24 protein-coding genes are annotated in these 24,970 nt (G+C 45.6%); 17 read left to right on the plus strand and 7 right to left on the minus strand.

Annotation, left to right across the window (positions count from 1 at the left end; translation table 11 throughout):
* Positions 1–32: 32 nt before the first annotated feature.
* Complete coding sequence (locus ACMCM8_RS06255; protein ID WP_412726547.1) at positions 33–1,151, minus strand: succinylglutamate desuccinylase/aspartoacylase domain-containing protein; 1,119 nt, start codon at positions 1,149–1,151, stop codon at positions 33–35.
* 76 nt (positions 1,152–1,227) lie between these two features.
* Entirely contained in the window at positions 1,228–1,974 is a 747-nt protein-coding gene (locus ACMCM8_RS06260; RefSeq protein ID WP_412726549.1) for a HesA/MoeB/ThiF family protein, read from the minus strand.
* 127 nt (positions 1,975–2,101) lie between these two features.
* Between ACMCM8_RS06260 and moaB the strand changes: the two genes are divergently transcribed.
* From moaB to ACMCM8_RS06295, 7 genes are read left to right on the plus strand one after another with little or no spacing between them, the layout of a single operon-like run.
* Positions 2,102–2,605 carry a molybdenum cofactor biosynthesis protein B gene (gene moaB / locus ACMCM8_RS06265; RefSeq protein WP_412726551.1) on the plus strand — a complete coding sequence of 168 codons (504 nt, stop codon included), beginning with the start codon at positions 2,102–2,104 and terminating at the stop codon, positions 2,603–2,605.
* A complete protein-coding gene (gene moaC / locus ACMCM8_RS06270; RefSeq protein WP_412726553.1) occupies positions 2,605–3,090 on the plus strand; it encodes a cyclic pyranopterin monophosphate synthase MoaC in 486 nt (161 codons plus the stop codon). The genes moaB and moaC overlap by 1 nt, the downstream gene beginning before the upstream one ends.
* Positions 3,087–3,347 carry a MoaD/ThiS family protein gene (locus ACMCM8_RS06275; protein WP_412726555.1) on the plus strand — a complete coding sequence of 87 codons (261 nt, stop codon included), beginning with the start codon at positions 3,087–3,089 and terminating at the stop codon, positions 3,345–3,347. The genes moaC and ACMCM8_RS06275 overlap by 4 nt, the downstream gene beginning before the upstream one ends.
* Positions 3,348–3,349: 2 nt before the next feature.
* Entirely contained in the window at positions 3,350–3,823 is a 474-nt protein-coding gene (locus tag ACMCM8_RS06280; RefSeq protein WP_412726557.1) for a molybdenum cofactor biosynthesis protein MoaE, read from the plus strand.
* Positions 3,805–4,731, plus strand: a complete 927-nt coding sequence (gene modA / locus ACMCM8_RS06285) for a molybdate ABC transporter substrate-binding protein (protein WP_412726559.1) — start codon at positions 3,805–3,807, stop codon at positions 4,729–4,731. Before ACMCM8_RS06280 ends, modA begins: the two co-directional genes overlap by 19 nt.
* Complete coding sequence (modB, locus tag ACMCM8_RS06290; protein WP_412726561.1) at positions 4,731–5,456, plus strand: molybdate ABC transporter permease subunit; 726 nt, start codon at positions 4,731–4,733, stop codon at positions 5,454–5,456. Before modA ends, modB begins: the two co-directional genes overlap by 1 nt.
* Positions 5,453–6,595: an ATP-binding cassette domain-containing protein gene (locus ACMCM8_RS06295; RefSeq protein ID WP_412726563.1), complete on the plus strand. Its 1,143-nt coding sequence runs from the start codon at positions 5,453–5,455 to the stop codon at positions 6,593–6,595. The genes modB and ACMCM8_RS06295 overlap by 4 nt, the downstream gene beginning before the upstream one ends.
* On the opposite strand, the gene hemN is transcribed toward ACMCM8_RS06295, so the two are convergent.
* Complete coding sequence (gene hemN / locus ACMCM8_RS06300; RefSeq protein ID WP_412726565.1) at positions 6,582–7,958, minus strand: oxygen-independent coproporphyrinogen III oxidase; 1,377 nt, start codon at positions 7,956–7,958, stop codon at positions 6,582–6,584. The two genes, ACMCM8_RS06295 and hemN, sit on opposite strands and share 14 nt — an antisense overlap.
* Before the next feature lie 57 nt (positions 7,959–8,015).
* Here hemN and ACMCM8_RS06305 point away from each other — a divergent pair, with 57 nt between their 5' ends.
* The 7 genes from ACMCM8_RS06305 to ACMCM8_RS06335 all read left to right on the plus strand — a co-directional run bounded on the left by ACMCM8_RS06305 (position 8,016) and on the right by ACMCM8_RS06335 (position 15,230).
* Positions 8,016–8,789, plus strand: coding sequence for an SGNH/GDSL hydrolase family protein (locus ACMCM8_RS06305; protein ID WP_412726567.1), 774 nt, complete (start codon positions 8,016–8,018; stop codon positions 8,787–8,789).
* 353 nt (positions 8,790–9,142) lie between these two features.
* On the plus strand, positions 9,143–10,135 hold the full coding sequence (locus ACMCM8_RS06310) for an XdhC family protein (RefSeq protein ID WP_412726569.1): 993 nt from the start codon (positions 9,143–9,145) through the stop codon (positions 10,133–10,135).
* A 320-nt stretch (positions 10,136–10,455) separates the two neighbouring features.
* Entirely contained in the window at positions 10,456–10,920 is a 465-nt protein-coding gene (locus tag ACMCM8_RS06315) for a DUF2799 domain-containing protein (RefSeq protein ID WP_412726571.1), read from the plus strand.
* Positions 10,921–11,168: 248 nt separating this feature from the next.
* Complete coding sequence (locus tag ACMCM8_RS06320) at positions 11,169–11,855, plus strand: histidine phosphatase family protein (RefSeq protein WP_412726573.1); 687 nt, start codon at positions 11,169–11,171, stop codon at positions 11,853–11,855.
* 11 nt (positions 11,856–11,866) lie between these two features.
* Entirely contained in the window at positions 11,867–13,081 is a 1,215-nt protein-coding gene (locus ACMCM8_RS06325) for an acyl-CoA dehydrogenase family protein (RefSeq protein WP_412726575.1), read from the plus strand.
* Positions 13,082–13,090: 9 nt separating this feature from the next.
* The gene (locus ACMCM8_RS06330; RefSeq protein ID WP_412726577.1) at positions 13,091–14,149 is read left to right on the plus strand and encodes a phosphotransferase family protein; all 1,059 of its coding nucleotides are present in this window, start codon (positions 13,091–13,093) and stop codon (positions 14,147–14,149) included.
* Positions 14,150–14,255: 106 nt separating this feature from the next.
* Positions 14,256–15,230, plus strand: coding sequence for an NADPH:quinone oxidoreductase family protein (locus tag ACMCM8_RS06335; RefSeq protein WP_412726579.1), 975 nt, complete (start codon positions 14,256–14,258; stop codon positions 15,228–15,230).
* An 83-nt stretch (positions 15,231–15,313) separates the two neighbouring features.
* Here the strand turns inward: ACMCM8_RS06335 and ACMCM8_RS06340 are convergent, their stop codons facing one another.
* The 4 genes from ACMCM8_RS06340 to ACMCM8_RS06355 all read right to left on the minus strand — a co-directional run bounded on the left by ACMCM8_RS06340 (position 15,314) and on the right by ACMCM8_RS06355 (position 19,066).
* On the minus strand, positions 15,314–16,741 hold the full coding sequence (locus ACMCM8_RS06340; protein WP_412726581.1) for an alpha-amylase family protein: 1,428 nt from the start codon (positions 16,739–16,741) through the stop codon (positions 15,314–15,316).
* 197 nt (positions 16,742–16,938) lie between these two features.
* Positions 16,939–17,217, minus strand: a complete 279-nt coding sequence (locus tag ACMCM8_RS06345) for a hypothetical protein (RefSeq protein ID WP_412726583.1) — start codon at positions 17,215–17,217, stop codon at positions 16,939–16,941.
* A gap of 161 nt (positions 17,218–17,378) precedes the next feature.
* The gene (locus tag ACMCM8_RS06350) at positions 17,379–18,143 is read right to left on the minus strand and encodes an SDR family NAD(P)-dependent oxidoreductase (protein WP_412726585.1); all 765 of its coding nucleotides are present in this window, start codon (positions 18,141–18,143) and stop codon (positions 17,379–17,381) included.
* A gap of 8 nt (positions 18,144–18,151) precedes the next feature.
* Positions 18,152–19,066 carry a haloalkane dehalogenase gene (locus ACMCM8_RS06355; RefSeq protein WP_412726587.1) on the minus strand — a complete coding sequence of 305 codons (915 nt, stop codon included), beginning with the start codon at positions 19,064–19,066 and terminating at the stop codon, positions 18,152–18,154.
* A 256-nt stretch (positions 19,067–19,322) separates the two neighbouring features.
* Between ACMCM8_RS06355 and ACMCM8_RS06360 the strand changes: the two genes are divergently transcribed.
* The 3 genes from ACMCM8_RS06360 to ACMCM8_RS06370 are packed head-to-tail and all read left to right on the plus strand — an operon-like array spanning position 19,323 to position 24,457.
* Positions 19,323–21,443, plus strand: a complete 2,121-nt coding sequence (locus ACMCM8_RS06360) for a 3-hydroxyacyl-CoA dehydrogenase NAD-binding domain-containing protein (protein WP_412726589.1) — start codon at positions 19,323–19,325, stop codon at positions 21,441–21,443.
* A gap of 23 nt (positions 21,444–21,466) precedes the next feature.
* A complete protein-coding gene (locus ACMCM8_RS06365) occupies positions 21,467–22,648 on the plus strand; it encodes an acetyl-CoA C-acyltransferase (protein ID WP_412726591.1) in 1,182 nt (393 codons plus the stop codon).
* A 9-nt stretch (positions 22,649–22,657) separates the two neighbouring features.
* Positions 22,658–24,457 carry an acyl-CoA dehydrogenase C-terminal domain-containing protein gene (locus ACMCM8_RS06370; RefSeq protein WP_412726593.1) on the plus strand — a complete coding sequence of 600 codons (1,800 nt, stop codon included), beginning with the start codon at positions 22,658–22,660 and terminating at the stop codon, positions 24,455–24,457.
* The last annotated feature ends 513 nt before the right edge of the window (positions 24,458–24,970 follow it).

The raw sequence follows: 24,970 nt of genomic DNA on the forward strand, positions 1-24,970 counted from the left end.
AGGCAGTCGAGACGCGTTCATCCGTTAGACGCTTACAGCAGGCGGTAATTGGTAAACACTTTGTACAGTTGAGTACCACTTAACACCGAAGCAGAAGGGAAATGCAAAATTGGGATAAGGTCGCACGGAGCCGTTAGGATCCTGCTACCATTGTCAGTGTCGAGATCGTCAATATTGAGAATTTGTGCTAACGGCTCGCCCTGTTTGATGGTTTGGCCGGGCTTAGCGATATACTCCACCATACCGCCCCAATCGGTGAACAAGGTTTTATAGTCTTTTAACGCTACGCCTAAACGGTCCATTGCTTTGGGCTGTATAGTGCAATCATGCAGTACGCCTTTTGCGTTTAGATAACTTAAAATACTGCTGGCATCTATATCGCCCTCGCTGAAGTTAATCACTTCCTGACTTCCCATCTCGAGCGTAAAGGCCTCGACGTCAAAGTTAATGTCACGGCCAAGGTGAGCTTTCACGCAACCCTGAAGTGTCCACCACGGGCAAAACGTTGCTTCATCCAGCGCACCGGCAAAGACATTGGGTATAAAAATGCAATGTGGAATATTGAAAAGAACTGCGCTGGCTTTGGCGTATTCGGGAACGTATATATGACGGGTAGATACCGGACCATTATGTAAATCAAGCACGTAGTCGGCATTAACAGCCATCTGCTGTAACTTTAAATTAAGTTGCTGCGCAAGGCCCAACCCCCACGGTTGCGCCAATTTAGTGTCGATAGCATTGGACAGATGTTGGCGGAATCGCTGTTTAATCGCGTCTATTGACTCTTCTGGCGTGACCGTTTTAGCAAATGCTTCTACAGCGCCTTGGTCATAAAAATACCCGCGATTCCAATTGGTACCATTTACCGGATCGAATCGACCCAGGGTATATTCCCCGGCTTTGATATTCGTACCAATTGGGTTGCAGTTGGGTACTAATATAATTTCGCCACAAATATCCATGGTTTTAAGGCGCTGAATAAGGTGATAAATAACCACATTTCCCTGTACTTCTGCACCGTGAATAGAGCTTTGGATATATACAGTAGGGCCTGGACGAGCGCCTTTCATACGGTATATTGGGACATTCATATTCCGTCCTGACGCATTTTGCGCCACGACCATATGTTTTTTTACTACTTGGGTGGTCATGAGGTTACCCTGTATTGTTTTGTCAAAAGTATTTATTTAAAACGTTCAAAGCACGGGGCGTCATTTCGCTACGTAATTAAGCCTGGCACAGAGAACAAGACAAACTGTCAGGCAGTTGCCAGTGCTGCCAGTCGTGACGCAGGCCGTCAAAAATCATAAGAGTATTAAGCGGTATATCGTCAAAATGCATTAGTACCTGCATCGCCAGCATGGCTTGATACGTACCGACAATATTCACCACAGGAGAAAAAATACCCGCTTCTACGCAGCTTAATTCTGGGGCCTCAAATAATTGACGCAAGCAGCCATAACAACGGCTTTTGCCTGGAATGGCAACAAATAACTGACCTTCAAAGCGAATAGCAGAACCCGACACCAATGGAGTGCGATATTTAAAACAAAGCCTATTGATAAGATCCCGGCTGTCTGCATTATCGGTACAGTCAAGCACGATGTCGGCGTTGGCAATTTCATTTTCATGACATTCGCTAAAGTGAGCTTCAATCCCGTTAATTTCACAATTGCTATTGATGTCCGTTAAACGGGCTTTTGCCGCGGCAACTTTAGTCATGCCTACATCGCTTTCACTAAATAAGGTTTGGCGTGGCAGGTTTGTCACATCCACGTTATCTGAATCGATAAGCGTCAGTTTGCCCACCCCACTGGCACACAGGTTATTTGACGCTGCAGTGCCTAATCCGCCAATACCAACTACGCAGACATTCGCATTTAACAAGGCCTCCTGGCCGTCGAGATCTATTCTGGGTAACACAATCTGACGGTTGTAACGCATGGCTTGCGTGTTTGTTAGGTGTTTAGACATAGGTTATGACAACTTTGTTGTTGAATTCATGGTCTACACCCCTATAAAGTATTAACCACTAAGTATTTTTGTGACGGTTACTTTACCAAAACCAGCTAAAAAGTCGCACTTCAAATTAGGATTTTATATGTCGTTGGTCACGCAACCCCTCAACATCGCAGTGCTTACCATTTCAGACACGCGTACATTAGACAATGACAAGTCAGGTGATTATCTCACTCAAGCCTTGCGCGAGGCTGGGCATCATCTTGCTGACAGAGCGCTGGTAAAAGACGATATTTATCAGCAACGGGCAATTGTGTCCAACTGGATAGCAGACAAAAACATTCAGGCTATAGTGGTTACAGGTGGCACCGGGTTTACCCATCGAGACTCAACCCCTGAAGCCATTCGAGTACTTTTTGACAAAGAAGTGGACGGCTTTGGCGAGTTGTTCCGTCAGGTGAGCTATGAAGAAATCGGCACTTCGACAATCCAGTCACGGGCATTGGCAGGTTTTGCGAATAATACGGTGATTTTTTGTCTACCCGGCTCTACCGGGGCCTGTCGTACCGCGTGGGAAAAGATTATTGCCAGTCAGTTAGACGCCGATTTTAAACCGTGTAATTTTGTTAAGCACCTGGTGTCGTGATGAGTCAGTTTAGTCATTTAAACACCCAAGGCGAAGCTAACATGGTCGATGTCAGCGACAAGGTTGACACTAAACGAGAGGCCACCGCGCAAGGGTTCATCTATGTTAGTGAAGCTGTAATTGCGCAAATCAGTGACGCTACAATAGCCAAAGGTGATGTGTTTGCCGTCGCCAGAGTAGCGGGGATCCAAGGTGCTAAACGCTGTAGCGACCTTATCCCGCTTTGTCATCCGTTAGCCTTGTCAAAAGTAGACATTAACTTTGATATAGAAGCAGAAAAAGGGCGTATTAAAGCGACCTGCTATTGTAAACTCACCGGAAAAACCGGCGTTGAGATGGAAGCGCTAACTGGGGTCAACGTAGCATTACTCACCTTGTTTGATATGTGTAAAGCTATCGATCCCGGGATGACGCTGTCTGACATACGGGTTGTGGAAAAGAAAGGCGGTAAAACTGGCCATTGGTCCGCGACGGTCGAATCATGAACAACCCCTTGCAAATAACAGTAAAAACCTTTGCGCAAACGAGAGAGCTCGCCGGTGAAACCGATGTGACAGTTACCCTTGACGAGGGGGCCACTATTGCAATGTTGATCAGTGTACTGCGCGCGCGCAGTCCAGGTTGGAACCTGGCGCTCACCCCTAGTGTGCTTACCGCTCGAAATCAACAGTTGTGCAGCAAAGACACCCCTATTAAAGACAGTGATGAAATTGCGTTGTTTCCACCGGTGACAGGGGGCTAACTGTGTTTGCCATTGTTCAGCAAGAAGATTTTTCACAAGATAAACTGTATGAGCGGTTGAAAAACCTAGCACAAGATGAAGATTCAGGTAATACAGGGGCCATAGTGACTTTCACGGGGTTGGTTCGCGATAGCAATTTGTCTGGTGGTATTGATGGTATAGAGTTAGAGCATTATCCGGGCATGACCGAAAATGCATTACATAAACTGGTAGAGCAGGCGGTGTCACGCTTTTCACTTAATAGTGCAGGTACTGTGCACCGGGTAGGGCGCTTGTATAATAACGAACAAATTGTGTGGGTGGGTACGGCGGCCGCTCATCGCCAAGCTGCTTTTGATGGCGCGTGTTTTTTGATGGATATGCTCAAGCAATCGGTACCGCTGTGGAAAAAAGAGTTCAAAGGGGAAAAGTCCACTTGGGTGGAAGCAAAGCAGACCGATGATAAAGCTGCCCTAAAATGGATGCAAAAACCTTGATTAATTCACGGGGGTTGCTCTCGATACTGTTGGGATTTTCACTAATAGGACTGTCATGTAGTGTCAATGCTGTACAGCAGATAGAGACTCCTCCCATTCATGTGGCGGTGGCTGCCAATTTTGCTAAACCACTAAAAATTATTGCTCACCGTTTTACTCAGCTAACAGGCGTTGAGGTCAGCATCACTGTTTCATCAAGTGGTACCCTGTATGCGCAAATTCAACACGGTGCAAAGTTTGATGTTTTTTTGTCGGCAGACACCAAAAGACCACAGGCATTAGTCGATAACGCCATTGTACATAAAGACAACTTGCGTGATTACGCGAAAGGGCAGCTTGCGTTAGTGTATTCTCCTTCCATTTCAGACCTGCCAGATCAGTTTGAAGCACTGACGCAAAAAGAACAGCAGGCTGTTATTGTTAAAGTGATAAGAGCTAGTGTAAAAGCGGGAAAGCTGGCACTGGCCAACCCAATGCTGGCGCCTTATGGTGTGGCAGCCGAAAATACACTACATGCCTTGAATTTGTGGGAAGAGGTAGCCCAGTCTAAAGTGATGGGGAAGAATGTATTACAGACCTACCAGTTTTTTAGTACTGGCAGCGCAAGTGCCGCTCTGGTGGCATATTCGTTAGTGGCTGGACAACAACATTCTCATCACGTTATTGTGATACCAGAAGCACTGCACCAGCCCATCATTCAGTCGTTAATCATAAACAGTAAAGCAAGCGCACAGTTGCAACCTAATTTGTTTGACGCAGCCAGCGATATATCCGCTATCAATCAGGCAAGCATTCCAGCGAGCCACTTGTTTGTGCAATATCTGCTGTCTAACACTGTCCAGCAATCGCTGGAAAAGTGGGGGTATCACGCAGTATCAAGCCCGCACAGCGCTGGGCAGGAGCCATAATGGATATAGTTGGTTCGCTTTTTACCGCACCCATGTTAAGTGCTGTATGGCTTACGCTAAAACTTGCTCTGGTGACCAGTGTCATTTTGTTGTTGATTACCTTGCCCCTGGCGTGGAAACTGGCCAACTGGCACGGGCGTAGCAAACCCTGGCTGATGGCGCTATTTGCACTACCTCTGGTGTTACCGCCGACGGTTTTGGGGTTTTATTTACTCATTACCTTTTCTCCACAAGGCACATTGGGTCAGCTCTGGGCGCAAATGACGGGCGAAACACTGGCGTTTAGTTTTGAAGGGCTGGTGTTAGGTTCAGTCATTTATTCTTTTCCTTTCGCTCTGCAACCTTTGTACAGCGGGTTTATTCAGTTTGATAGCCGTTATTTAGAGGTGGCGAAGACCTTAAACTTGAGCCGTTTTGAGCGCATGTTGAAAGTGGTATTTCCCCTTTGTAAATCACATATTGTGGTGGCATTGGGACTCAGTTTTGCGCACACCATTGGTGAGTTTGGTGTGGTTCTGATGATTGGCGGCAACATACCGGGTGAAACGCAAGTATTGTCTATTGCCTTATATGATCACGTCGAAGCGTTAGAATATGACAAGGCTCACGGCTTATCATTGTGTTTGCTGGTGTTCTCCTTTGCCTTGCTCGCTGTACTCTACCGGTTCAATCATTATGGATTAGGTATGGTGTCTCAAAGAGAAAACGATGGAGTACACACTTGACCATCGCGATATCGGTTAACTTTAAAGGCAGGGTTGAAGCCGCCGTAACCATGGCATCTACATCAAAAATGATGGGTATATTGGGACCTTCGGGGGCGGGTAAAAGCAGCTTTTTACGCGCAGTGGCAGGCGTTGAAGATGCAGCTTCCGTGTCGATATCGTGGCCCAATTTATCACGTCGTATTGGAATGGTTTATCAACAGGCCATGTTGTTTCCTCATCTGAATGTGCAGGGCAACCTTGAGCTGGCAACTTTGCGCGCGACAAAGGGCGCAATATCGATTAGCCACGCAGTAGTAGGTTGTTGTTGTGATCACCTTTTAGATAAGCCAGTTTCGACCTTATCGGGAGGAGAGGCACAGCGGGTTGCCATTGCCAGAGCCTTGGTAAATGGCCCAGACTTATTATTGCTTGATGAGTCTTTTAGTGCCATTGATATTGCCACGCGACGAAAGATTTACCAGTTCCTTAAAGCCCTATGCATGAATACGGGGCTGAAGTGTATAGTGGTATCACATGACATTGAAGATTTGGCCTTATTTTGTGATGAATTGGTATACTTTGCACAAGGGAACACGGTTAAACAAGGTACTACAGGTGATGTACTTAATGACCTTTTCGAAACAACTGAAGTTGGTGATCCGACAGCCACCCTAGAGGGAGTTATAGACGTTTGCAGCGCGAGTACGCAAAACGGCACAGAGTTAAGAGAAGAACTTGAAGAAGCCGAAAAAGAACTCGGAAAAGCGCACGAAATTCAGGTTGTGATTGTCAATGTAGAGGGCGTGAATGTCTACGTTACGCGCGATACATTAATCACTTCACCCTTGTCGCTTACTCAACAGAGCGGTCGGTTTTCAGTCAAGGCAACTGACGTAAGCATTGATACGTGTCATGAAATAGACAATACCACATCCAGTATCTTGAATGCTTTGCCCTGCCAAATTCAGGCTATATCACCAGTAATGCACGGTTGCTCCCAGCTTCCAAGTGCCAAAGTGCTATTGACCCTTGCTATTCAAGGAAACAATAAGGAAGCAAGCCCACAATTACTGTATGCCAGTATCAGCTCACTTTCCTTGTCTCGGTTGCACTTGCACGTTGGTATGAACGTTATGGCGCGATTCAAATTGCTTTAGAGTAGCACCCCAGTTTTTCCTCGGTATTTAAATAGGCATCAAAGCGGGCACAAATAGCACGACTGAATATTCGACCGTGCTCAGGAATGCGAATTTCATCTTCTTTCAATATGACTAATCCATCCTCAGCTATATGGGTAAGATTAGCGAGTGCCTGTTCAAAGTAGTCATCAAATATTAATGCATAGCGCGCTTCAATCACGCGTTTGTCGACCTTCAAATTACACATAAGGCTGGCAATGACATCGCGGCGAATTAAATCATCACGAGTCAACTGAAGACCAATTGATGCTGCGGGCTGGAGGGCATCAATGCGTGCATAATAAGCGTTAAGATCCTTTGGGTTTTGCGCAAAGGCATTGCCAATTGTACTGATTGACGACACCCCTATGCCAATAAGATCACTGTCGGCTTGTGTGGTGTACCCCTGAAAGTTTCTATGTAATTTTTCATTGTGCTTGGCAATTGCCAAGGTATCGTTTGCTTTTGCAAAGTGATCGAGGCCAATCATCTCATAGCCCACTTTTGTGAGCGTACTGACTGCATAGTCATAGAGTTGTGCTTTTAGACTGGCGTTAGGCAAAGTTTCGTCAGCAAACTTGCGTTGAGCGGCAAATCGGTCAGGGAGGTGCGCATAGCTAAACAACGAAATGCGATCGGGTTGCATCGCCTTTGTTGCTGCGAGTGTTGTTTTAAACGTGTCGAGTGTTTGGCTGGGCAGGCCGTAAATAAGATCGAGGTTTATCGAGGTAAAGCCCAGTGTACGAGCTTCAAACATAAGATCAGCAATGTGTGCAGTACTTTGTACGCGATTAATCATTTTCTGGACTTGGTAATCGGTGTCCTGCAACCCAAAACTGAGACGAGTATAGCCTAAGCTACGCAAATTCTGTAGATAACCCTTATCTACATTGCGGGGATCCAATTCAATAGATAGCTCTGCGTGGGAGTCAAACTTAACGTGTTTACTCAAGATATCCATTAGGGCTATATGTTGTTTCTCACTCAGAAAACTGGGCGAGCCACCACCTAAATGCAGTGATACAAAACGCTTACCGATTAATAATTCAGCTTTTGCGGTGAGTTCTTTGTCCAAATAAGTTAAGTACTCGTCCGCTTTATGTGGATGACGGGTAACAATTTTATTGCATCCGCAGTAATAACAGAGGGTATTACAAAAAGGAATATGCACATACAGGTTCACCCGATTTGTCGTAGTATTTCTGTTAGCAATTTGCAAAATATCATCGTTTACTGGCGCGAATTTCAGCGCAGTAGGGTAGGATGTATAGCGTGGCGCATGCTGAGCATATTTGATTACCCGAGAAAGGGCTTGATTGGAGCGTTCTGTTGTCGTCATCATGATGGTATTTGTGCACTAATATCTAGAAGCTGCTTAATAGTCTAATGATTTGAGGGAATGAAGATATTGATCTACTTCAATGTTTTTCTACAGAATGTTGTATTGATTGGCTTATTTCCTTTAGTGCTCCTTCAGGCAATGTGGGTAAAAAAGAAAACGTTGCGCCTTCCCGAGCCAGAAGGTAAACGTGAATTTGGACACCTTACAGCGCATGAACGGGGCCTGAGTGTGCTCGTAATTGGAGATTCAGCCGCAGCTGGAGTTGGCGCAAAAACACAAGAAAACGCGTTGTCTGGTCTACTTCACAGCCAGCTAACAGCCAATCAAAATGTCAAGTTGAGTGTCAATGCGACCACTGGTTTTACAAGTTGCGATATCGTAAGTGTACTCACACAGCTTCCTCCCCAGCACTATGAGGTGGTACTCATTTCGATGGGCGTAAACGATGTGACAAAATTTACATCATTAACGCGATGGAAACGTAATATCAATGAGATTGTGTCACTGCTAACTACCAAGTTTTCAAGCAAGCTGATTATTTTTACTGCGTTGCCGCCAATGCACTTATTTCCCGCACTACCACATCCTCTTCGGGCATTACTTGGATTGCGCGCACGACTTTTAAATAAGCTGCTCAAGGGGTGTGTCGACAAGCTACCACATACCACCCATCTGGCTATACCTATTATGGAGAATGATGTGTCGGTTGCTTCAATGCAACAGAGTGGTTTCATGGCTAACGATGGGTTTCATCCCTCCTCGAAAGGATACGCATTATGGGCACAACAAGTGGCAATCCTGACGGAAAAATACCTTAAAAACACTGAGTAGCTCGCTCATGGAAAGGGGAGTAATAATTGCTTGTTTGTACACAGGAAAAGAGTATCAACGCATTGTAAAAGTATATTGTGTTTAGAGAACCTGTTTATCGTGCAAGATGCAGAATTTATCTAAAATCAACCCACTCTGTATTGGAGTTTGCCCTATGATACCCAATTTATCACAGCCTAATTGGCAGTCAGAATGACAATAGATGGTAATTGATCACGGGGAAAGCCTGCCGCTATACAGTAACAACGCTTTATTGTTGATAATATAACCAGCTTTCTGCCTGCATGAGTAAACAACGGGAGTCCTGATATTAATGAACATCACTATATGCATGGCAATAGTTTGGTAGCGCTATGAATAATCATATTAATCATCTTTTAAATCAGTGGTTACCCCTTAAAGAAGATCATAAATGGGTATTGGGTTTTATCTTCAAAACAGAAGGGTCTTGTTATCGGAAGGCTGGCGCTCTAATGCTTTTTAGCGATGCCGGACATCAACTGGGTATATTGAGCGGTGGATGTCTGGAAAGCGACATCGTCAAAAAGGCACAGCGTGTCATGACTGACGGCTCCCCTCGAACGTTGACCTATGATGACGAAGACGAACAGGATATAGCCTTTAAATTGGGAGTAGGTTGCGGTGGTATTGTTCACATCGCTTTGGTTCCCTTGGACAAGCGTAATGGTTATCTGGCATTGGATGATGTGAGTAAGGTGCTTTCCAAAGGAAATGCCTGTGATTGGACGGCAGATTTAAAAGGGATACGTGGCCATTGTAAAGTAGTCGCTAAACGTAAAGTGAGTAGAAAAGTTGCCACTTATTACGAGCACGAGGGCAATGCATCGCTGTCCATTCGCTTTTTTCCCCCCATTCACCTACTTGTGGTAGGCGGTGGGTATGATGCAACTTTTATGACTCGTTTAGCCAATATGCAAGGCTGGGTAGTTAGTATATGGGATCCAAGGCCGGCGCAAGCCCGCGTAGAGCACTTCACCGAAGTCAATTATGTTATCGATGATACCTGTGCTGACGGGTTGACGCTCCATTTAGCTGAACATAATGTTCTCGCCGCTGTACTTATGTCCCATCATCGCGAGGTGGATGCCAAGGCCTTAGCGATATTGAGTAAGCACCAGTTGACTTACATCGCTATGTTGGGACCACTTCATCGTAAACAGGAAATCCTAGAGCTCGCAGGATTGTCAAAAACAGACTTTTGTGAATTTTTTGCTAGTCCTGCGGGATTTGATATCGGTGGCGATTTGCCTGAACACATAGCACTTTCGGTCATCTCCCAATGCCACGCAGTATTCCATGGAAAAAATACAAAATTGATGAAGTAGGGGAGGTCTCCCCACACTACTTCATCGAATTCATTGGCAGTATTTTTAAACATTCAAATACAAGCTTGGTACGCAAAGGCAATAGATTCATCAGACAGGTAAGTGGTCTTATAATACGGATGATTAAAAAGCCTTCACTAAAAAGAAAAAAATCTCTCACGAAGAATTAGTTACAAGCATTATTGTATTAATTTTGTACAACGCTATACTGACTGTTAGCGAGCTAGTAGTAGAAAGAAATAAGTGGTGCTACACCGCGTTCTGCACATTGGTTTTTAAACTCACTGTTGGTTAAACGAGATTGAATAAGGATATTTTGCATGAAAAAGCTACTCACTATTTTGGCATGCGTTATGGCGCCATTTTGTTTTGCATCGAATAATACTGCTGATATTAGCTGCATATCTCCTTCTTCTTGGCAGGAAACTGGCTTTGAAGTAGCAAGTCAGGGAAAATTAGCCACACATTATTATTCCTTGGCGAAAGGGTGTGACTTGGCCTTAACTGAAGAAAGTGAAGCTAACTTTGTAAAAGGTTATATGGCTGGTATCGAAACTTTCTGTACTTATGAAAATGGCTATCAATTTGGCGTAAAAGGAAAAGACTTTCCCAATGCGTGTCCCGCTTCTATGGCAGAAGAATTTAACCGAGGTTACCGCTTAGGTATCCGCAAAACTGATCTAAACTACCGTACCAGAGATACCGCTCACAAAAATGGCTACACCCAGGTGGCGACGTCCTCTTACGGTTCGCTTTCAACACCTTTTAGTGCTGGCGTTCGATAAACAGTGTAATGGTCGGCGCATTGCGTAATGCGTCGACGTTTTTTGTTAATAATTTCCTTTCATCCTTAGCCAACAGCCTTACATTCGATAAAGACTCCAAACTCCACAAACTTGAACGAAACAAAACAAAAGCAATCTGCATAGTTTCACATGATGAATGGTTATTCAAAATATCAATTAAACTTATAGTGTGACTTTCCTTACTATGGATTTATTAAGTTAACATACTGGTAACATCTGAGAGCGCTATGACAGATATTTATTTGGTTCGTCACGGTCAGGCATCTTTTGGCAAAGCGAATTACGATAAGTTAAGCGAGTTAGGAACTCAGCAGGCACAATGGCTGGGTGACTACTTTAAACATCGCGGGATCCAATTCGAATCGGTTTTTATGGGGGATATGGTTCGACATCGCGAAACCAAAGAGGGCATTGCACAAGGCATTGGATCCAGCATTCATCAATTACCAGAAGCGACCATAGACAGCGGCCTTAATGAATTTAATTTTCAAGCGGTTGCTAAGGCGTTTCTCACACAATTTCCTGAACATAGTGTACCTGAAGGTGCATCGTCATCTGATTACTATCGTCTGCTAAAAAAAGCAATGATAGCCTGGTCACAAAATCGTTTAGACGAGACTTTGCTAGACGAAACCTGGCCGCAATTCGAACAGCGAGTTTCACGCATATTTAAACACTTGCAAGCACTGGATGCAGAACGCGTATTGGTGGTGAGTTCAGGTGGTGCAATTGCCATGATGTTAAAGCAAATTCTAGGCTATGACGATGCCATGGTAATTAATATGAACTTGCAGATTCGCAACGCCAGCTTTTCACAATGCTTCGCCAATACGCGAGGTGTTCATTTAAATAACTTCAATAGCGTGCCTCATCTTGATGTGTTGGATAGATTACACGCTATTACCTACAGCTAATTGGGGTAGATATGAACTTTGAATACAATGAAAAGACCCGGTCACTTTTGGATAAATTAAACGCCTTTATGGAGCGGGAAGTGTATCCCATCGAGAAGGAATATATTGAGGCTGTTGAAAACAATGAGAATCGCTGGCAAACCCCAGCCATGATGCAAAGTTTAAAGAAAAAGGCGAAAGACGCCGGACTGTGGAATTTGTTTTTGCCTGAAGAATATAAGCCTTACGGTGCGGGACTGACTAATGCTGAATATGCGCCACTGTGTGAAGTAATGGGGCGAGTCTTGTTTAGCTCTGAAATTTTTAACTGTAGTGCGCCTGATACAGGGAATATGGAAGTATTGGCGAAATACGGTAACGACGCGCAGAAAAAGCAATGGTTAGAGCCCCTATTAAACGGCGAAATTCGCTCTGCCTTTGCCATGACCGAGCCCGCGGTAGCGTCCAGTGATGCCACTAATATTGAAACGTCCATTACCCGTGAGGGTGATGAATACGTTATTAACGGTCGCAAATGGTATACCAGTGGTGCAATGAATGAAAACTGTAAGATTATGGTTGTAATGGGGAAGACTGACTTTGACGCTCCCCGTCATCAACAGCAGTCTCAAATCCTTGTTCCTATGGATACTAAGGGCGTCACTGTGGTTCGACCTATGTCCGCCATGGGCTATTACGACGAGCCAATTGGTCATGCAGAAGTGTTATTTGAAAATGTCAGAGTACCTGCAGAAAATTTACTGCTTGGCGAGGGGAGAGGTTTTGAGATAGCACAGGGGCGCTTGGGGCCGGGTCGAATTCATCACTGTATGCGTTTGATTGGCTGTGCTCAGCGCGCACTAGATTTGGCGTGTGAACGGGTGGAACAACGGGTGGCATTTGGTAAACCGCTTAGTAAACAGCAGTCAGTACGTGAGAGCATTGCACAAATGTATTGCGACATTGAACAGGCGCGTTTATTAACTCTTAAGGCGGCAGATAAGATGGATCGCTACGGCAATAAAGTCTCTCGCGACCTGATTGCTGCTATCAAAATTGTCGCGCCCAATATGGCGTGTAATGTTATCGATCAGGCTATTCAGATGCACGGCGCGGCAGGTACCAGTCAAGACTTTGTGTTATCCGCCATGTATGCCTATGCTCGTACTATTAAGCTGGCAGACGGACCGGATCAGGTACACATGATGCAACTGGGCAGAAACCTTATCGCAGAGAAAAATACATAAGGAGTGGCTGTGGCTCAACATCAAGCTAAAGCGCCTCATACGTTGGATTTAAACGCACTTAATAACTATCTGAGTGATGCCTGCCCCGAAATAGGTAAGGTAAAATCCGCAGATAAATTTGCAGGTGGTCAGTCAAATCCCACATTTAAATTAACCACGGACAGCGGCGTATTTGTATTACGTCGCCAACCACCGGGTAAGCTACTTAAATCGGCACATGCAGTAGACCGAGAGTTTCGGGTTATCCATGCGCTTCAAGGCACGGATGTACCTGTGCCCAAAGTATATCACTTATGTGAGGATGCACGTGTCATCGGCAGTATGTTCTATATTATGGCCTATGTTGATGGCACTATTTTCTGGAATAGTGCGCTTCCTGAAATTAACTCATCAGCCACACGCGGTGCCATGTATGATGAAATGAACCGAGTGTTAGCCGCCCTACACAGTGTTGATATCAACGCAATAGGTTTGGCAGATTATGGTAAGCCAGGCAGTTATTTTGAACGTCAACTCAGTCGCTGGACAAAACAATACCGCGCCAGTGAACTTGAACATATCGAAGAAATTGAGTCGCTTATTACGTATTTGGAGTCTCATTTGCCTGAGGATGACGGCCAAATTGCACTAGTACACGGTGATTTCAGACTCGACAATATGATGTTTGATATGACTGACAGTGATCACCCTAGTGTTGTGGCGGTATTGGATTGGGAACTTTCTACGTTAGGGCATCCCTACGCTGATTTGGCCTATCAATGTATGCAATTGCGTTTACCATCAGACATTGCACATGCCGCAGGGTTAGGCGGATTGGATCGCGCGGCGCTGGGGATACCTAGCGAGCGAGAATACGTGCAGTCGTATTGTCGACGGCGTGGCATTGAAAGTATCAGTAACTGGACGTTCTATTTGGCATTCAGCTTTTTTAGATTGGCGGCTATTTTACAAGGCGTAGTGAAACGCGCGCACGATGGCAACGCTTCCAGCGAAAAAGCGATGCAACTGGGGGCGATGGTGCGTCCGCTTGCGCAAATAGCCAACCAAACGATTAATCAGGAACTATGAACAGACCAGTTGGCGCTTATCGCAAACAAGGTGAATCGCCTGCCTAGGTTAATACAGATTATGCTAACGGTGTATTGTACGCACTGATGGTAATTACGGAGAATTTATGAAAGCAATAGTATGCGAAGCATTTGGACCTATTGATGATCTAAAGTGTAAGGACGTGCCCGACCCAGTAGTGAAAAAGGGCCACGTGGTTGTGAATGTAGAGGCTGCCGGGGTGAATTTTCCTGATGGGCTTTTAGTTCAGGGCTTATATCAATTGCAGCCTGAGTTTCCCTTTATACCCGGGAATGAAGTAGCAGGCACCATCGCTGAAATTGGTGAGGGCGTCAGTCACCTAAAACAAGGTCAACGGGTTATTGCCTTGTCAAATCTTGGGGGATATGCACAAAAAGCCCTTATTCCTGCTACCCATGTAATGCCATTGCCTGATGCGATCCCGGTAACAGAAGCTGCTGCACTGGTCACCGCACACGCCACTGCGCATCACGCATTAAAACAGCGAGCAAAATTACAACCTGGTGAAACCTTGGTGGTCACTGGGGCAGCAGGGGGGACAGGGCTGGCGGCAGTGCAAATTGGCAAGATCATGGGCGCAAAAGTAATTGCGGTGTGTTCCACAGAAGAGAAACTCGCATTAGCTAAAGAACATGGCGCTGATGTACTGATTAATTACAAAGAGAAAGACTTAAAGGAAACCCTTAAAGAAGTCACCGGTGGCAAAGGAGTCGATGTTGTCTATGAATGTGTTGGCGGCGATACCTTCCACGCCTGTAGCCGCAGTATGGCGTGGGAAGGGCGCTTACTCGTGGTCGGTTTTGCCGGTGGCGAAATCCCTAAATTCCCGGTTAACTTGGCGCTGGTAAAAGGGTATTCCGTTATGGGCGTTTTCTGGGGCTCGTTTACTCAGCACGACCCTAAAGGGTTTGCTGAAAACATGCAGGAACTCCTCACCTGGTATGTGCAAGGAAAAGTGAAAGTGGTGGTTGATGAAGCCTTACCCCTTGAGCAGGCCACGAAAGCCATGGCGAAAGTGATGCAACGTGAAGTAAAAGGCAAAATGGTTATTTTGCCGTAACGCAAAAAATAAAGTGTAAGTATGCCCAGCGAACTGAGTAAAGCGAGCTGGGCATGAATAATGTGTTTAGTTAGTTTTGAAAGCTATTCCATCAACCACATACGCGCACTGCGACCTGGTACATAAAACTTGTGCCACTGGCTGGTGATATATTGTACATCGTTGCTCAATGTATCTCGGTAGTTTCTATACCACCACAAATTATCGGCTGCCGTGTCTACCCAGATATCCTGCCCATTTTCACATTTATTAATACCAACAACACCTTTGTGGTCTCTTTTAAATAAAATCAGACAGTCGTTATAACTGACCACTTGCATAGCGTGTCCTTGTGTCTCGTTATGGAAGGTGATCATGCCTTGAATATCTGCACGTTTATACAAGTCTACCCATCGGTTATCACCACTTTCATTGTGATCGGAATAGAGCAGTGGAACCCCGCCATCTCTGCCAAGTACATAAGCATTGGCTAAGTGCTCGTCGGTGGGATCCATTAGCTGATATCTAAATCCATCATTTAACGGGATGTCGTGAGTAATACTAAAAGTAATAGCTTGATTACTGGGGAGAGCTTGACCATAGGCTCCCGGAGCAACCAGTGCGTTCATTGAACCGCCAAAGCCAAAAGCACTACGTAGTTGGGCGAACAAGGGGAAGTCATATGCGCCATGGCCAGTTGATGACAGGTAAGGTGCAAGAAAATTATCATATTCACTACTGCCTGCCCCTCCAGTAGTAATGATTTCACCGAATACATGAACGCCGTTTTTAATCGTGCTGTCGAAAACGGCATTAATGTGATAATTGGTCATGTGTTTAGCAGCGTCTACGCGAAATCCGGTCACGCCCATATTTTTAAGCATTTGTAGGTAAGATTTTTGTTGGCTTACCACCCAGTTATTTGGGTCTAAATCCGGCAGGCCTGGATCAGGAGCCCCGCCGCATAAACGATTGTACTGCACATCACCCACGTCACTGTAATTAGAAATACACTGTGGCCCACCTTGATCGTACGTACCGTGAAAATCTCCACCATTAAATAAACCGGAACTCACGTCACCAAACAAGGTGATACTTTGATAATAAGTAGTATTGGTGGCGTACTGAGAAAGCACCTCAGACCCTGGGTAGTTAAGGTCATCGCGTTTCCAGGCCTCATTCGCCATATGATTAAATACAATGTCAGCATAGGTTTCTACACCCACTGCGTTAAGGGCATTTACCATATCGCGAAAATCATCGGTATCACCTAAAGGATTGTCTATCACGCGGTAATCTTGTGGCTGGTAGCGGGCCCACCATTGGTCACCTGTTGATTTATAGGCCGGAGATACCAATACTTTCTTATAGCCTAAATCAGCAATTTCCTGTGCCTTGGCTTCTACATCTGAATATTGCCAGTTAAAAGCATGGAGTATAACGTCGGCATGAGATTGGAAAGTGGCGGCACTGAGCAGCAAGGTGGAAATAGCCAGAGTCTGCTTGGGTACGGGAGTAAACTTTATTTTCATTGGGGTTCCTAAAAGGCGGATAATAGGGATTCGCAATAAACATAATGTTTACATTTTATTTTCAACTATTAAACGTGATGCATACGTATTCACTGGACTAGACCAGTGTATATATTTCTAAGTCAGATGAGGTGAAGGTGAAATAGTAGTGAGGTGCCTAAGGAGGCGCCAAAACGCAAAGGCGCTAGGGATGTTACTTAATGTGCGCTATTTAACTGGGTAGGAAGAACCCGTTGAATAACGTGAGGAGCAACCTGTTTTGAGGTTTTTTTAACTGAGGTAGCAACAAAATATTTTAAAGAGTGAGAAGAGAATTTTCTGTCGTTACGTACTTTTTTTATTTTTAGCTGACTAGATTGGATATCCATAGCCGCTTTGAAATTGTTTGATTCTGTACCCGCGAAGGCATTCGAAGACAATACGGCTAGTCCAGTAATACACGTGCTAACGATAATGCTTCTACAAAGTGCTTTCATGGGATTCTCATGCTTCTCTACAGGGCAATTTCAGAACGATTGCAGAGGCGGTTGCACTCGCCTCTTTAATCGGTTTTGTTTGTTCCCGTTAATTACACCCCATTGATAGTGAAAACAAAACATGGTGTCTCATACATGAGTATCTAATTTAATACGTTTATTTACCACGCGGTAACACCACCATCTACCGCTATGGTTTGTCCGTTCATGTAACTGTTACCAGGAGATAGCATGAGCATCATAGTATTGACTATTTCCTGAGGGGCTCCCAAGCGTTTCATTGGGCTACCCATACCAAGTTGTTCACGCGCTTCAGGCGTATTGTAGCCATCTAAATTCAGTATATTAGTTGGACTGTAAAAAGGGCATATTGCATTTACCCGCACGTTTTTACGTCCATACTCCACTGCAGCGGTACGGGTGACGCCTGACACTGCATGTTTTGCCGCCGCATAAGCGCCGCCTTTGGGTGCGCCGCCTAATCCGGCAAGCGAACTTACATTGAGTATATGGCCTTGCTTTTGCTCAAGCATGACAGGTATTTGATACTTCATCCCAAACATCACCCCTTTCACATTTACCGCAAACTGGCTATCCATAATGGCTTCAGTCATTTGATGAAGTGGGGCGGGATTATGGGCTATACCGGCATTGTTCACGGCAATATCTAAGCGGCCGAACGTTGATATCGCCAACTCGACAAGTTCCTTATTAAGCGCCTCATTGGCGATATTGCCCGCCAGCGTAACCACTTCGGTGAGACCACTGACATCCTTGCGGGTTTCTTCCAGAGCCGTTTCATTGATATCACTGAGTATAAGTTTAGCACCGCGACTCGCTAATCCGAGAGAAAGTAACCGACCAAATCCGCTGCCTGCACCGGTGATTAGTACTGCATTGCCGGTAAAATCTAATAGCGCATCCATAGTAGCTCCTATAACTTGTGTGTTGTTTTAATAAACTGAATGAGTAAATGAGCCAGTTCTTCGCCTTTGTCTTCTTGAACAAAGTGGCCAGCCCGCTTAATAGTGGTGTGTTTGATTCCATCGCACCCGGGGATGAGAGATTGGAGTAGCTTATCGCCATTAGCAGTGACCGGATCACTGTCACTAAACGCAGTCATAAAGGGCTTTTTGAACAGTTTCAGGCGTTTCCACGCTTCGCGATTGCTCTGCGATTCCGGATTGTCGGGACTGGCCGGCACAAGTAACGGAAATACTCGGGCGCCAGCCTTGTAGCGCTCATCGGGAAAAGGCGCGTCATAGGCGTTAAGGGTGGCTTTGGATAATTCACTGACTGTTGCCCCTTTAACTATACCCGACGCCGGGAATTCAGTCACATCCTGAGAAAAGCGCCGCCATTTTACAAATGCTTCATTAGGTTGAATGTCACCGGTTGGTAAGCCGGTATTAGACGCCATGACGCCGCTAAATCGTTCCGGCATATCTGCCACTAATCGCAAGCCAAGTAATCCACCCCAATCCTGGCAAAAAAGGGTAGCGGATCCATTTACCACTTGGTTAAACCACTCCTTAAGCCAGATTACATGACGCGCATAGGTGTAGTCGTCGTGCCTGATTGGCTTATCGGAGCGGCCAAAACCGATTAAATCTGGAGCAAGCACGTTAAATCCAGCTTGAGCCAAGATTGGGATCATTTTGCGATACAAATACGCCCAGGTGGGTTCTCCATGAACGAGTAAAACAGTATGACCGTTTTTTGGGCCTGCCTGGTAATACGCCATAGAAATTTCGCTGCTAACTGTGTCGGTAACCTGAACGTAATGCGGCGAGTAGGGGAAGTCCTTAATCGCTGAAAACGCACTTGGCGGTGTTTTTAGCACTTGCATGACAAACCTTCCTTTGTAAATGAATTGTGAATATTAATTCCTTGCTGTTAACAAAAACACTGGTTTTGTTTGCTGTCAAATTTTCCTCAAGTGAGCAATGACAGTGGGTGAGAGGGCAAAACCAGTAGTTATCGCAGACGCAAAGGTATTGCTGGTCAATATTAAATATTGTGATGAATGTCTATAACACCAATAAACTTGGATGATTGACAACACTGCAATAACATCCGATTAACGTGATAAACAGGACATGGTTATGACACAGACGGAAAATCAAGTAGTCGCCTATGCGGTTGTACAGGGTGTAGCTACGTTGACAATGCAAAGTGCTCCCGTAAATGCGCTATCCCGTGCACTTCGGGTTGGTCTCATTGACGGTATTACTAACGCGCTCAGTGATGATAGCGTAAAGGCTATCGTGATTACTTCTTCGCTACCTATTTTCTCAGGTGGTGCAGATATCAGCGAATTTGCTGGGGGGGATCTCTCGCCCATGCTACCTGAAGTACTCGAAAAAATTGAGAATGCATCAAAGCCAGTTGTTGCGGTTTTACCTGGACCAGCGTTTGGTGGCGGCCTTGAAGTCGCGTTAGCGTGTCATCACAGAATAACGTTTGCCGACAACAAAGTGGGATTGCCTGAAGTTAATTTAGGTATTTTACCGGGAGCGGGCGGAACGCAGCGATTGCCACGTCTAGCAGACCCTCAAACGTCGCTCGAAATGATAGTGACAGGTAAGCCTACCTCCGTGCGTAAATTACCTGGCGTTTTTGACAAAATATCAGAAAAGCCTGAACAGCTTTCAGCCGATACCATGGCGTATATCAGTTCACTGACACCAGACAATGCCATAAAACGTACCTGTGATATCAGCCTGTCATTGTCACCGGAAACGCAAGCGGTGTTTGAGGCGGTTACTGCACAGACCAAAAAAGCCGCACGTGGCTTTTTTGCGCCGTTGAAGTGTATTGAAGCCGTGCGTGGCGCCTACACATTAGCCTTTGACGATGGCCTTAAAAACGAAGGCAAACTGTTCATGGAATGCATGAATACGCCGCAGGCTAGAGCTCAACAGCATTTCTTCTTTGCCGAGCGGGCAGCCGGGCACGTGAGCGACTTTGATAAAAACACCCCTGAGCGCAGTATTGAAAAGGTCGCGATTATTGGTGCAGGTACTATGGGCGGTGGTATTGCAATGAATTTTGCTAACGCCGGAATTCCCGTCACAATGCTTGAACTTAAAGAAGAGGCGTTGGAAAAGGGCCTGGCATTAATTCGCAAAAACTATGAAAATTCCGCGAAGAAAGGCAAGTTGACACAAGACCAGGTAGAAAGCCGTATGGCGCTACTCAGCGGTACTACTTCCTATGATGATTTGGCCGATGTGGATCTCGTCATTGAAGCGGTGTTTGAGAAAATGGAAGTAAAGAAAGCCGTTTTCTCTACGTTGGATAAAGTCTGTAAACCCGGAGCTATTCTCGCTTCCAATACATCAACCCTTGATATAGATGAAATTGCTACAGCGACTTCACGTCCTGAAGACGTTATCGGCCTTCATTTCTTCTCACCAGCCAATGTGATGAAGCTACTGGAAGTGGTAAAGGCACAGAAAACGTCTCCCGAAGTCATTAAAACCTGCATGAAGATGGCAAAGCGCATTAAGAAAGTGGCCGTATTGGTTGGCGTGTGCTTTGGCTTCGTTGGTAATCGCATGATTGAGCCCTACGGACGAGAGGCGAACCGCTTGTTACTAGAAGGTGCCGCCCCAGAACAGGTTGACCGTGTACTTACTGAATTCGGTATGCCGATGGGACCATTCACAATGGGCGATATGGCCGGGTTAGACATTGGATACTACGTACGCCAATCACGCCAGGAGTATATTGCACATGATCCTGCCTATGGCGCCGTCGCCGACCGTCTGGTTGAGATGGGGCGAAACGGCCTTAAAACTGGTCGGGGTGTATATAATTATGAACCGGGAAGTCGGGTACCTATACCTGATCCGGAAGTGTTAGACATTGCTAAACAAGAAGCCGCGAGATTAGGTGTGACCCAACGCAGCGATATCAGCGATGAGGAAATTTTGGTTCGCGTACTCTATACCCTCATCAACGAAGGTGCCTGTATTTTAGAAGAAGGTATTGCTGCAAAATCCAGTGATATCGATGTTATTTATGTATACGGCTACGGTTTCCCTGTGTACCGCGGTGGTCCAATGCACTATGCCGACGAAGTGGGATTAGCGCAGATAGTGGACAAATTGTCGACTTATCGCGATAGGCTAGGTGACTACGGAAAAATGTGGCTTGAACCCAGCAACCTATTGGTGAAATTGGCGCAGCAAGGCGGCAGTTTTAAAACGTATAAACGATAAGCCGAGAAGAAGGAAAACACATTATGCGTGATGCAGTTATTGTCTCTACCGCGAGAACGCCCATTGGCCGTGCCTACAAAGGTGCATTAAATAATTTACCCGCACCTTCTTTAGGTGGACATGCGATTAAACATGCGGTGGCGCGCGCCGGTATTGATCCTTCAAATGTGGATGATGTGGTAATGGGGTCAGCGCTGACTCAGGGTAGTGGCGGCATGAACATTGGTCGCTTGGCTGGATTGGCTGGTGATTTACCCGTCACGGTAGCAGGTATGACACTGGACAGACAATGCAGTTCTGGGATGTATGCCATTGCTACCGCTGCTAATTCGATCAGAACTGGTGAGACGAATATTATGGTTGCCGGTGGCCTGGACTCAATTTCGTTAGTTCAGAACAAAAACATGAATACCTTTCGTGCAGTTGATCCTGCTTTGGTGGCTAAGCACAAAGACATTTATATGCCTATGTTGCAAACCGCGGAAGTTGTAGGTAAACGCTACAACATCAGTCGCGATGCGCAAGATGAATACGGTTTTCAAAGCCAGATGCGCACGGCTGCTGCACAGCAAGCGGGCAAGTTTGATGATGAAATAGTGCCAATTACCGCAGTGCAGACAGTATTTAATAAAGAAACTGGTGAAACCTCTGAACGCGAAGTGACCTTGTCAAAAGACGAAGGTAACCGTCCAGAAACTACGCTAGAAGGCTTAACGGCACTTAACCCTGTGATTGAGGGTGGGTGTATCACTGCAGGTAATGCCAGTCAGCTATCAGATGGCGCCAGCGCGACAGTGATTATGGATGAACATTCAGCGTCGAAGGGCAGCGTACAACCGCTAGGGGTTTACCGCGGCATAGCAGTGGCTGGATGTGAACCAGATGAAATGGGAATTGGGCCAGTATTCGCCATTCCAAAGCTGTTAAAGCAGCATGGATTAACCATGGACGATATCGGTCTATGGGAGCTTAACGAAGCGTTTGCAGTACAGGTACTTTATTGCCGCGACAAGCTCGGCATTCCTGATGAATTATTAAACGTAAACGGCGGTGCCATTTCGATTGGTCACCCCTACGGCATGAGCGGTGCGCGTATGGTGGGTCATGCGCTCATCGAAGGTAAACGACGCGGTGCGAAATTTGTTGTTTGCACTATGTGTATCGGTGGCGGCATGGGCGCTGCAGGTTTATTTGAAGTTATATAGGTATTGGGTATGGAAGGTTATAAAGCTCCACAACGTGACGCCATGTTTGTAACGCATGAGCTACTAAATTATCAGCAACACTATCAGAAGCTAGGGTTCGATGAAGCCTCTGAAGATCTTGTGTCAGCTATTTTTGCCGAAGCGGCTAAGTTTTCTGAAAACGTACTGGCTCCCATTAATGCCTCAGGTGATGAAGAGGGGTGTAAATGGGAAGACGGTGAAGTCACTACACCTGCCGGTTTTAAAGAGGCCTATCAAACCTATGTAGAAGGTGGGTGGCCTGGTATGTCTCACCCAGAAGAAGTTGGTGGTCAGGCACTGCCTTACTCTCTTGCGTCAATTATTGCGGAGTGGTTTTCAGGTGCAAACCACTCATGGGCGATGTACCCAGGTTTAAGTCAGGGCTGTATGGCTACTATAAAAGCGCACGGTACTGAACTTCTGCAAAGCATGTTCTTACCTAAGCTAGTGAGTGGTGAATGGACGGGCACTATGTGTTTGACCGAAGCCCATTGTGGCTCTGATCTTGGCATGCTTAAGTGCCGCGCCGAACCACAAGCAGACGGTACGTATAGCCTAACGGGTACAAAGATATTTATTTCTGCTGGTGAACACGATATGTCGGACAATATTGTACATATCGTACTTGCCCGGCTACCTGATGCGCCAGAAGGTACGAAAGGCATATCCTTGTTCGTGGTGCCTAAGTTTAATGTGTCTGATGACGGAGAGAAGCAGGATCGCAACGCAGTAAGTTGTGGAAGCATCGAACACAAGATGGGTATCAAAGCCAGCGCAACGTGTGTAATTAATTTTGATGGGGCAAAAGGGTACTTAATTGGGCCGCCGAATCGCGGACTTAACTGTATGTTTACCTTTATGAACACTGCGCGAATTGGTACTGGTCTTGAAGGATTGGCGTCAACAGAAGCGGCGTTCCAAGGCGCACTTCGTTACGCCAAAGATCGCATTCAGTTTCGTTCATTGACCGGGCGTAAAAATCCGAATGGTCCGGCTGATCCAATCATTGTCCATCCTGATGTTCGTCGTATGTTGCTAACTCAAAAAGCATTCGCTGAAGGCAATCGGGTACTGGCAGCGTATTGTATGCAGTTAGTTGACGTCACTCTTTATGGTGACGATGAAGCCGAAAAGCAAATGGCAGAAGCCAAGTTAGCCTTTTTAACGCCAATAGTAAAAGCGTTCCTCACTGAGACTGCACAAGAGGCTACCAGCTATGGAATGCAAGTTTACGGCGGTCATGGTTTTATAAAAGAGTGGGGCATGGAGCAGTTGGCCCGTGATACGCGCATTTGTACCATGTACGAAGGCACAACAGGCATTCAGGCTGTAGATTTGCTTGGCCGAAAGGTTATGGGGTCCAATGGTGAATTGCTCAATGTGTTTGTCCAAGAAGTACGTGATTATTGCCACTCCCTTCGCGACAAAGCACAGTTTAGCGCATGGACTAATGCACTTAATTCACATTTAGATGAATGGCAACAAATTACCCTGGATATTGGTAAAGCGGCGGCATCTAACCCTGATGAGATTGGCGCGGCTTCAGTCGACTACCTTATGTATTCAGGCTATGTCACAGTAGCGTATTTCTGGTTGAAAATGGCTGTCAAAGCGCAAGAACAATTGGATGCAGGTACCACTGAAACGGACTTCTATAAAAGTAAACTGCTTACCAGCGGGTTCTACTTTGATCGTTTGTTAACACGTACCCGTTCGCTAGTATCGGCTATGCAGTCAGGTGCAGACAACCTAATGGCCATGCCTGAAAGTATGTTCGCTGTTGAGTAATTGTTTTTGACAAAGGCTGCGTGCTGATGTAATTCACATGTGAAGCGAGTACTTTGTATTTCGCTTGGCCTTATAAAGAAACCCAAACCGAGTTCTCAAGGTTAACAGGTTATCCTGTAAAGCCTTTTGGCTCGGTTTTTTTACGTATTGCCTTTATACAAAAATAAATTGTTTGCTGACACTGATTATGTAAACCCTACTATTACAGCCATCGCAATCTAGTATAACCACGGCTATACCCGCTGATATTTATACTTTCTAATGCACTGATGCACAGCCCGATATTTTCACAGTAACGGCTTACTCCTTGGGTATATCACAAGAGCAAAGAGAATAGACGTTAATTGGAACCAAACCGAAAATGGTGAGTGCACAATATCAAAAGATATTTAGCAATATAGAAATTCATTGTTTTTTTTGATTAGCGGATACTACATTTGAAAGTGGTAATTTGAGATTACTAGAAAGGGCGAAGCCCCTTTTAGGGGCTTCAAGTGCGGCATCCTGCCGCTA

This window comes from Alteromonas sp. D210916BOD_24 (assembly GCF_047159385.1).
In the GTDB taxonomy this organism is placed as follows: Bacteria; Pseudomonadota; Gammaproteobacteria; order Enterobacterales; family Alteromonadaceae; genus Alteromonas.

What these genes read in the sequence shown, in the direction of transcription:
- ACMCM8_RS06310 (WP_412726569.1), top strand. Translation starts at nt 9,143, where the DNA reads ATGAATAATCATATTAATCATCTTTTAAATCAGTGGTTACCCCTTAAA.
- ACMCM8_RS06370 (WP_412726593.1), top strand. Translation starts at nt 22,658, where the DNA reads ATGGAAGGTTATAAAGCTCCACAACGTGACGCCATGTTTGTAACGCAT.
- ACMCM8_RS06350 (WP_412726585.1), bottom strand. Translation starts at nt 18,143, where the DNA reads ATGGATGCGCTATTAGATTTTACCGGCAATGCAGTACTAATCACCGGT.
- ACMCM8_RS06335 (WP_412726579.1), top strand. Translation starts at nt 14,256, where the DNA reads ATGAAAGCAATAGTATGCGAAGCATTTGGACCTATTGATGATCTAAAG.
- ACMCM8_RS06320 (WP_412726573.1), top strand. Translation starts at nt 11,169, where the DNA reads ATGACAGATATTTATTTGGTTCGTCACGGTCAGGCATCTTTTGGCAAA.
- hemN (WP_412726565.1), bottom strand. Translation starts at nt 7,958, where the DNA reads ATGATGACGACAACAGAACGCTCCAATCAAGCCCTTTCTCGGGTAATC.
- ACMCM8_RS06325 (WP_412726575.1), top strand. Translation starts at nt 11,867, where the DNA reads ATGAACTTTGAATACAATGAAAAGACCCGGTCACTTTTGGATAAATTA.
- ACMCM8_RS06315 (WP_412726571.1), top strand. Translation starts at nt 10,456, where the DNA reads ATGAAAAAGCTACTCACTATTTTGGCATGCGTTATGGCGCCATTTTGT.
- ACMCM8_RS06255 (WP_412726547.1), bottom strand. Translation starts at nt 1,151, where the DNA reads ATGACCACCCAAGTAGTAAAAAAACATATGGTCGTGGCGCAAAATGCG.
- ACMCM8_RS06360 (WP_412726589.1), top strand. Translation starts at nt 19,323, where the DNA reads ATGACACAGACGGAAAATCAAGTAGTCGCCTATGCGGTTGTACAGGGT.
- ACMCM8_RS06365 (WP_412726591.1), top strand. Translation starts at nt 21,467, where the DNA reads ATGCGTGATGCAGTTATTGTCTCTACCGCGAGAACGCCCATTGGCCGT.
- moaC (WP_412726553.1), top strand. Translation starts at nt 2,605, where the DNA reads ATGAGTCAGTTTAGTCATTTAAACACCCAAGGCGAAGCTAACATGGTC.
- ACMCM8_RS06305 (WP_412726567.1), top strand. Translation starts at nt 8,016, where the DNA reads ATGAAGATATTGATCTACTTCAATGTTTTTCTACAGAATGTTGTATTG.
- ACMCM8_RS06260 (WP_412726549.1), bottom strand. Translation starts at nt 1,974, where the DNA reads ATGTCTAAACACCTAACAAACACGCAAGCCATGCGTTACAACCGTCAG.
- ACMCM8_RS06345 (WP_412726583.1), bottom strand. Translation starts at nt 17,217, where the DNA reads ATGAAAGCACTTTGTAGAAGCATTATCGTTAGCACGTGTATTACTGGA.
- ACMCM8_RS06355 (WP_412726587.1), bottom strand. Translation starts at nt 19,066, where the DNA reads ATGCAAGTGCTAAAAACACCGCCAAGTGCGTTTTCAGCGATTAAGGAC.
- ACMCM8_RS06275 (WP_412726555.1), top strand. Translation starts at nt 3,087, where the DNA reads ATGAACAACCCCTTGCAAATAACAGTAAAAACCTTTGCGCAAACGAGA.
- modA (WP_412726559.1), top strand. Translation starts at nt 3,805, where the DNA reads ATGGATGCAAAAACCTTGATTAATTCACGGGGGTTGCTCTCGATACTG.
- ACMCM8_RS06340 (WP_412726581.1), bottom strand. Translation starts at nt 16,741, where the DNA reads ATGAAAATAAAGTTTACTCCCGTACCCAAGCAGACTCTGGCTATTTCC.
- modB (WP_412726561.1), top strand. Translation starts at nt 4,731, where the DNA reads ATGGATATAGTTGGTTCGCTTTTTACCGCACCCATGTTAAGTGCTGTA.
- moaB (WP_412726551.1), top strand. Translation starts at nt 2,102, where the DNA reads ATGTCGTTGGTCACGCAACCCCTCAACATCGCAGTGCTTACCATTTCA.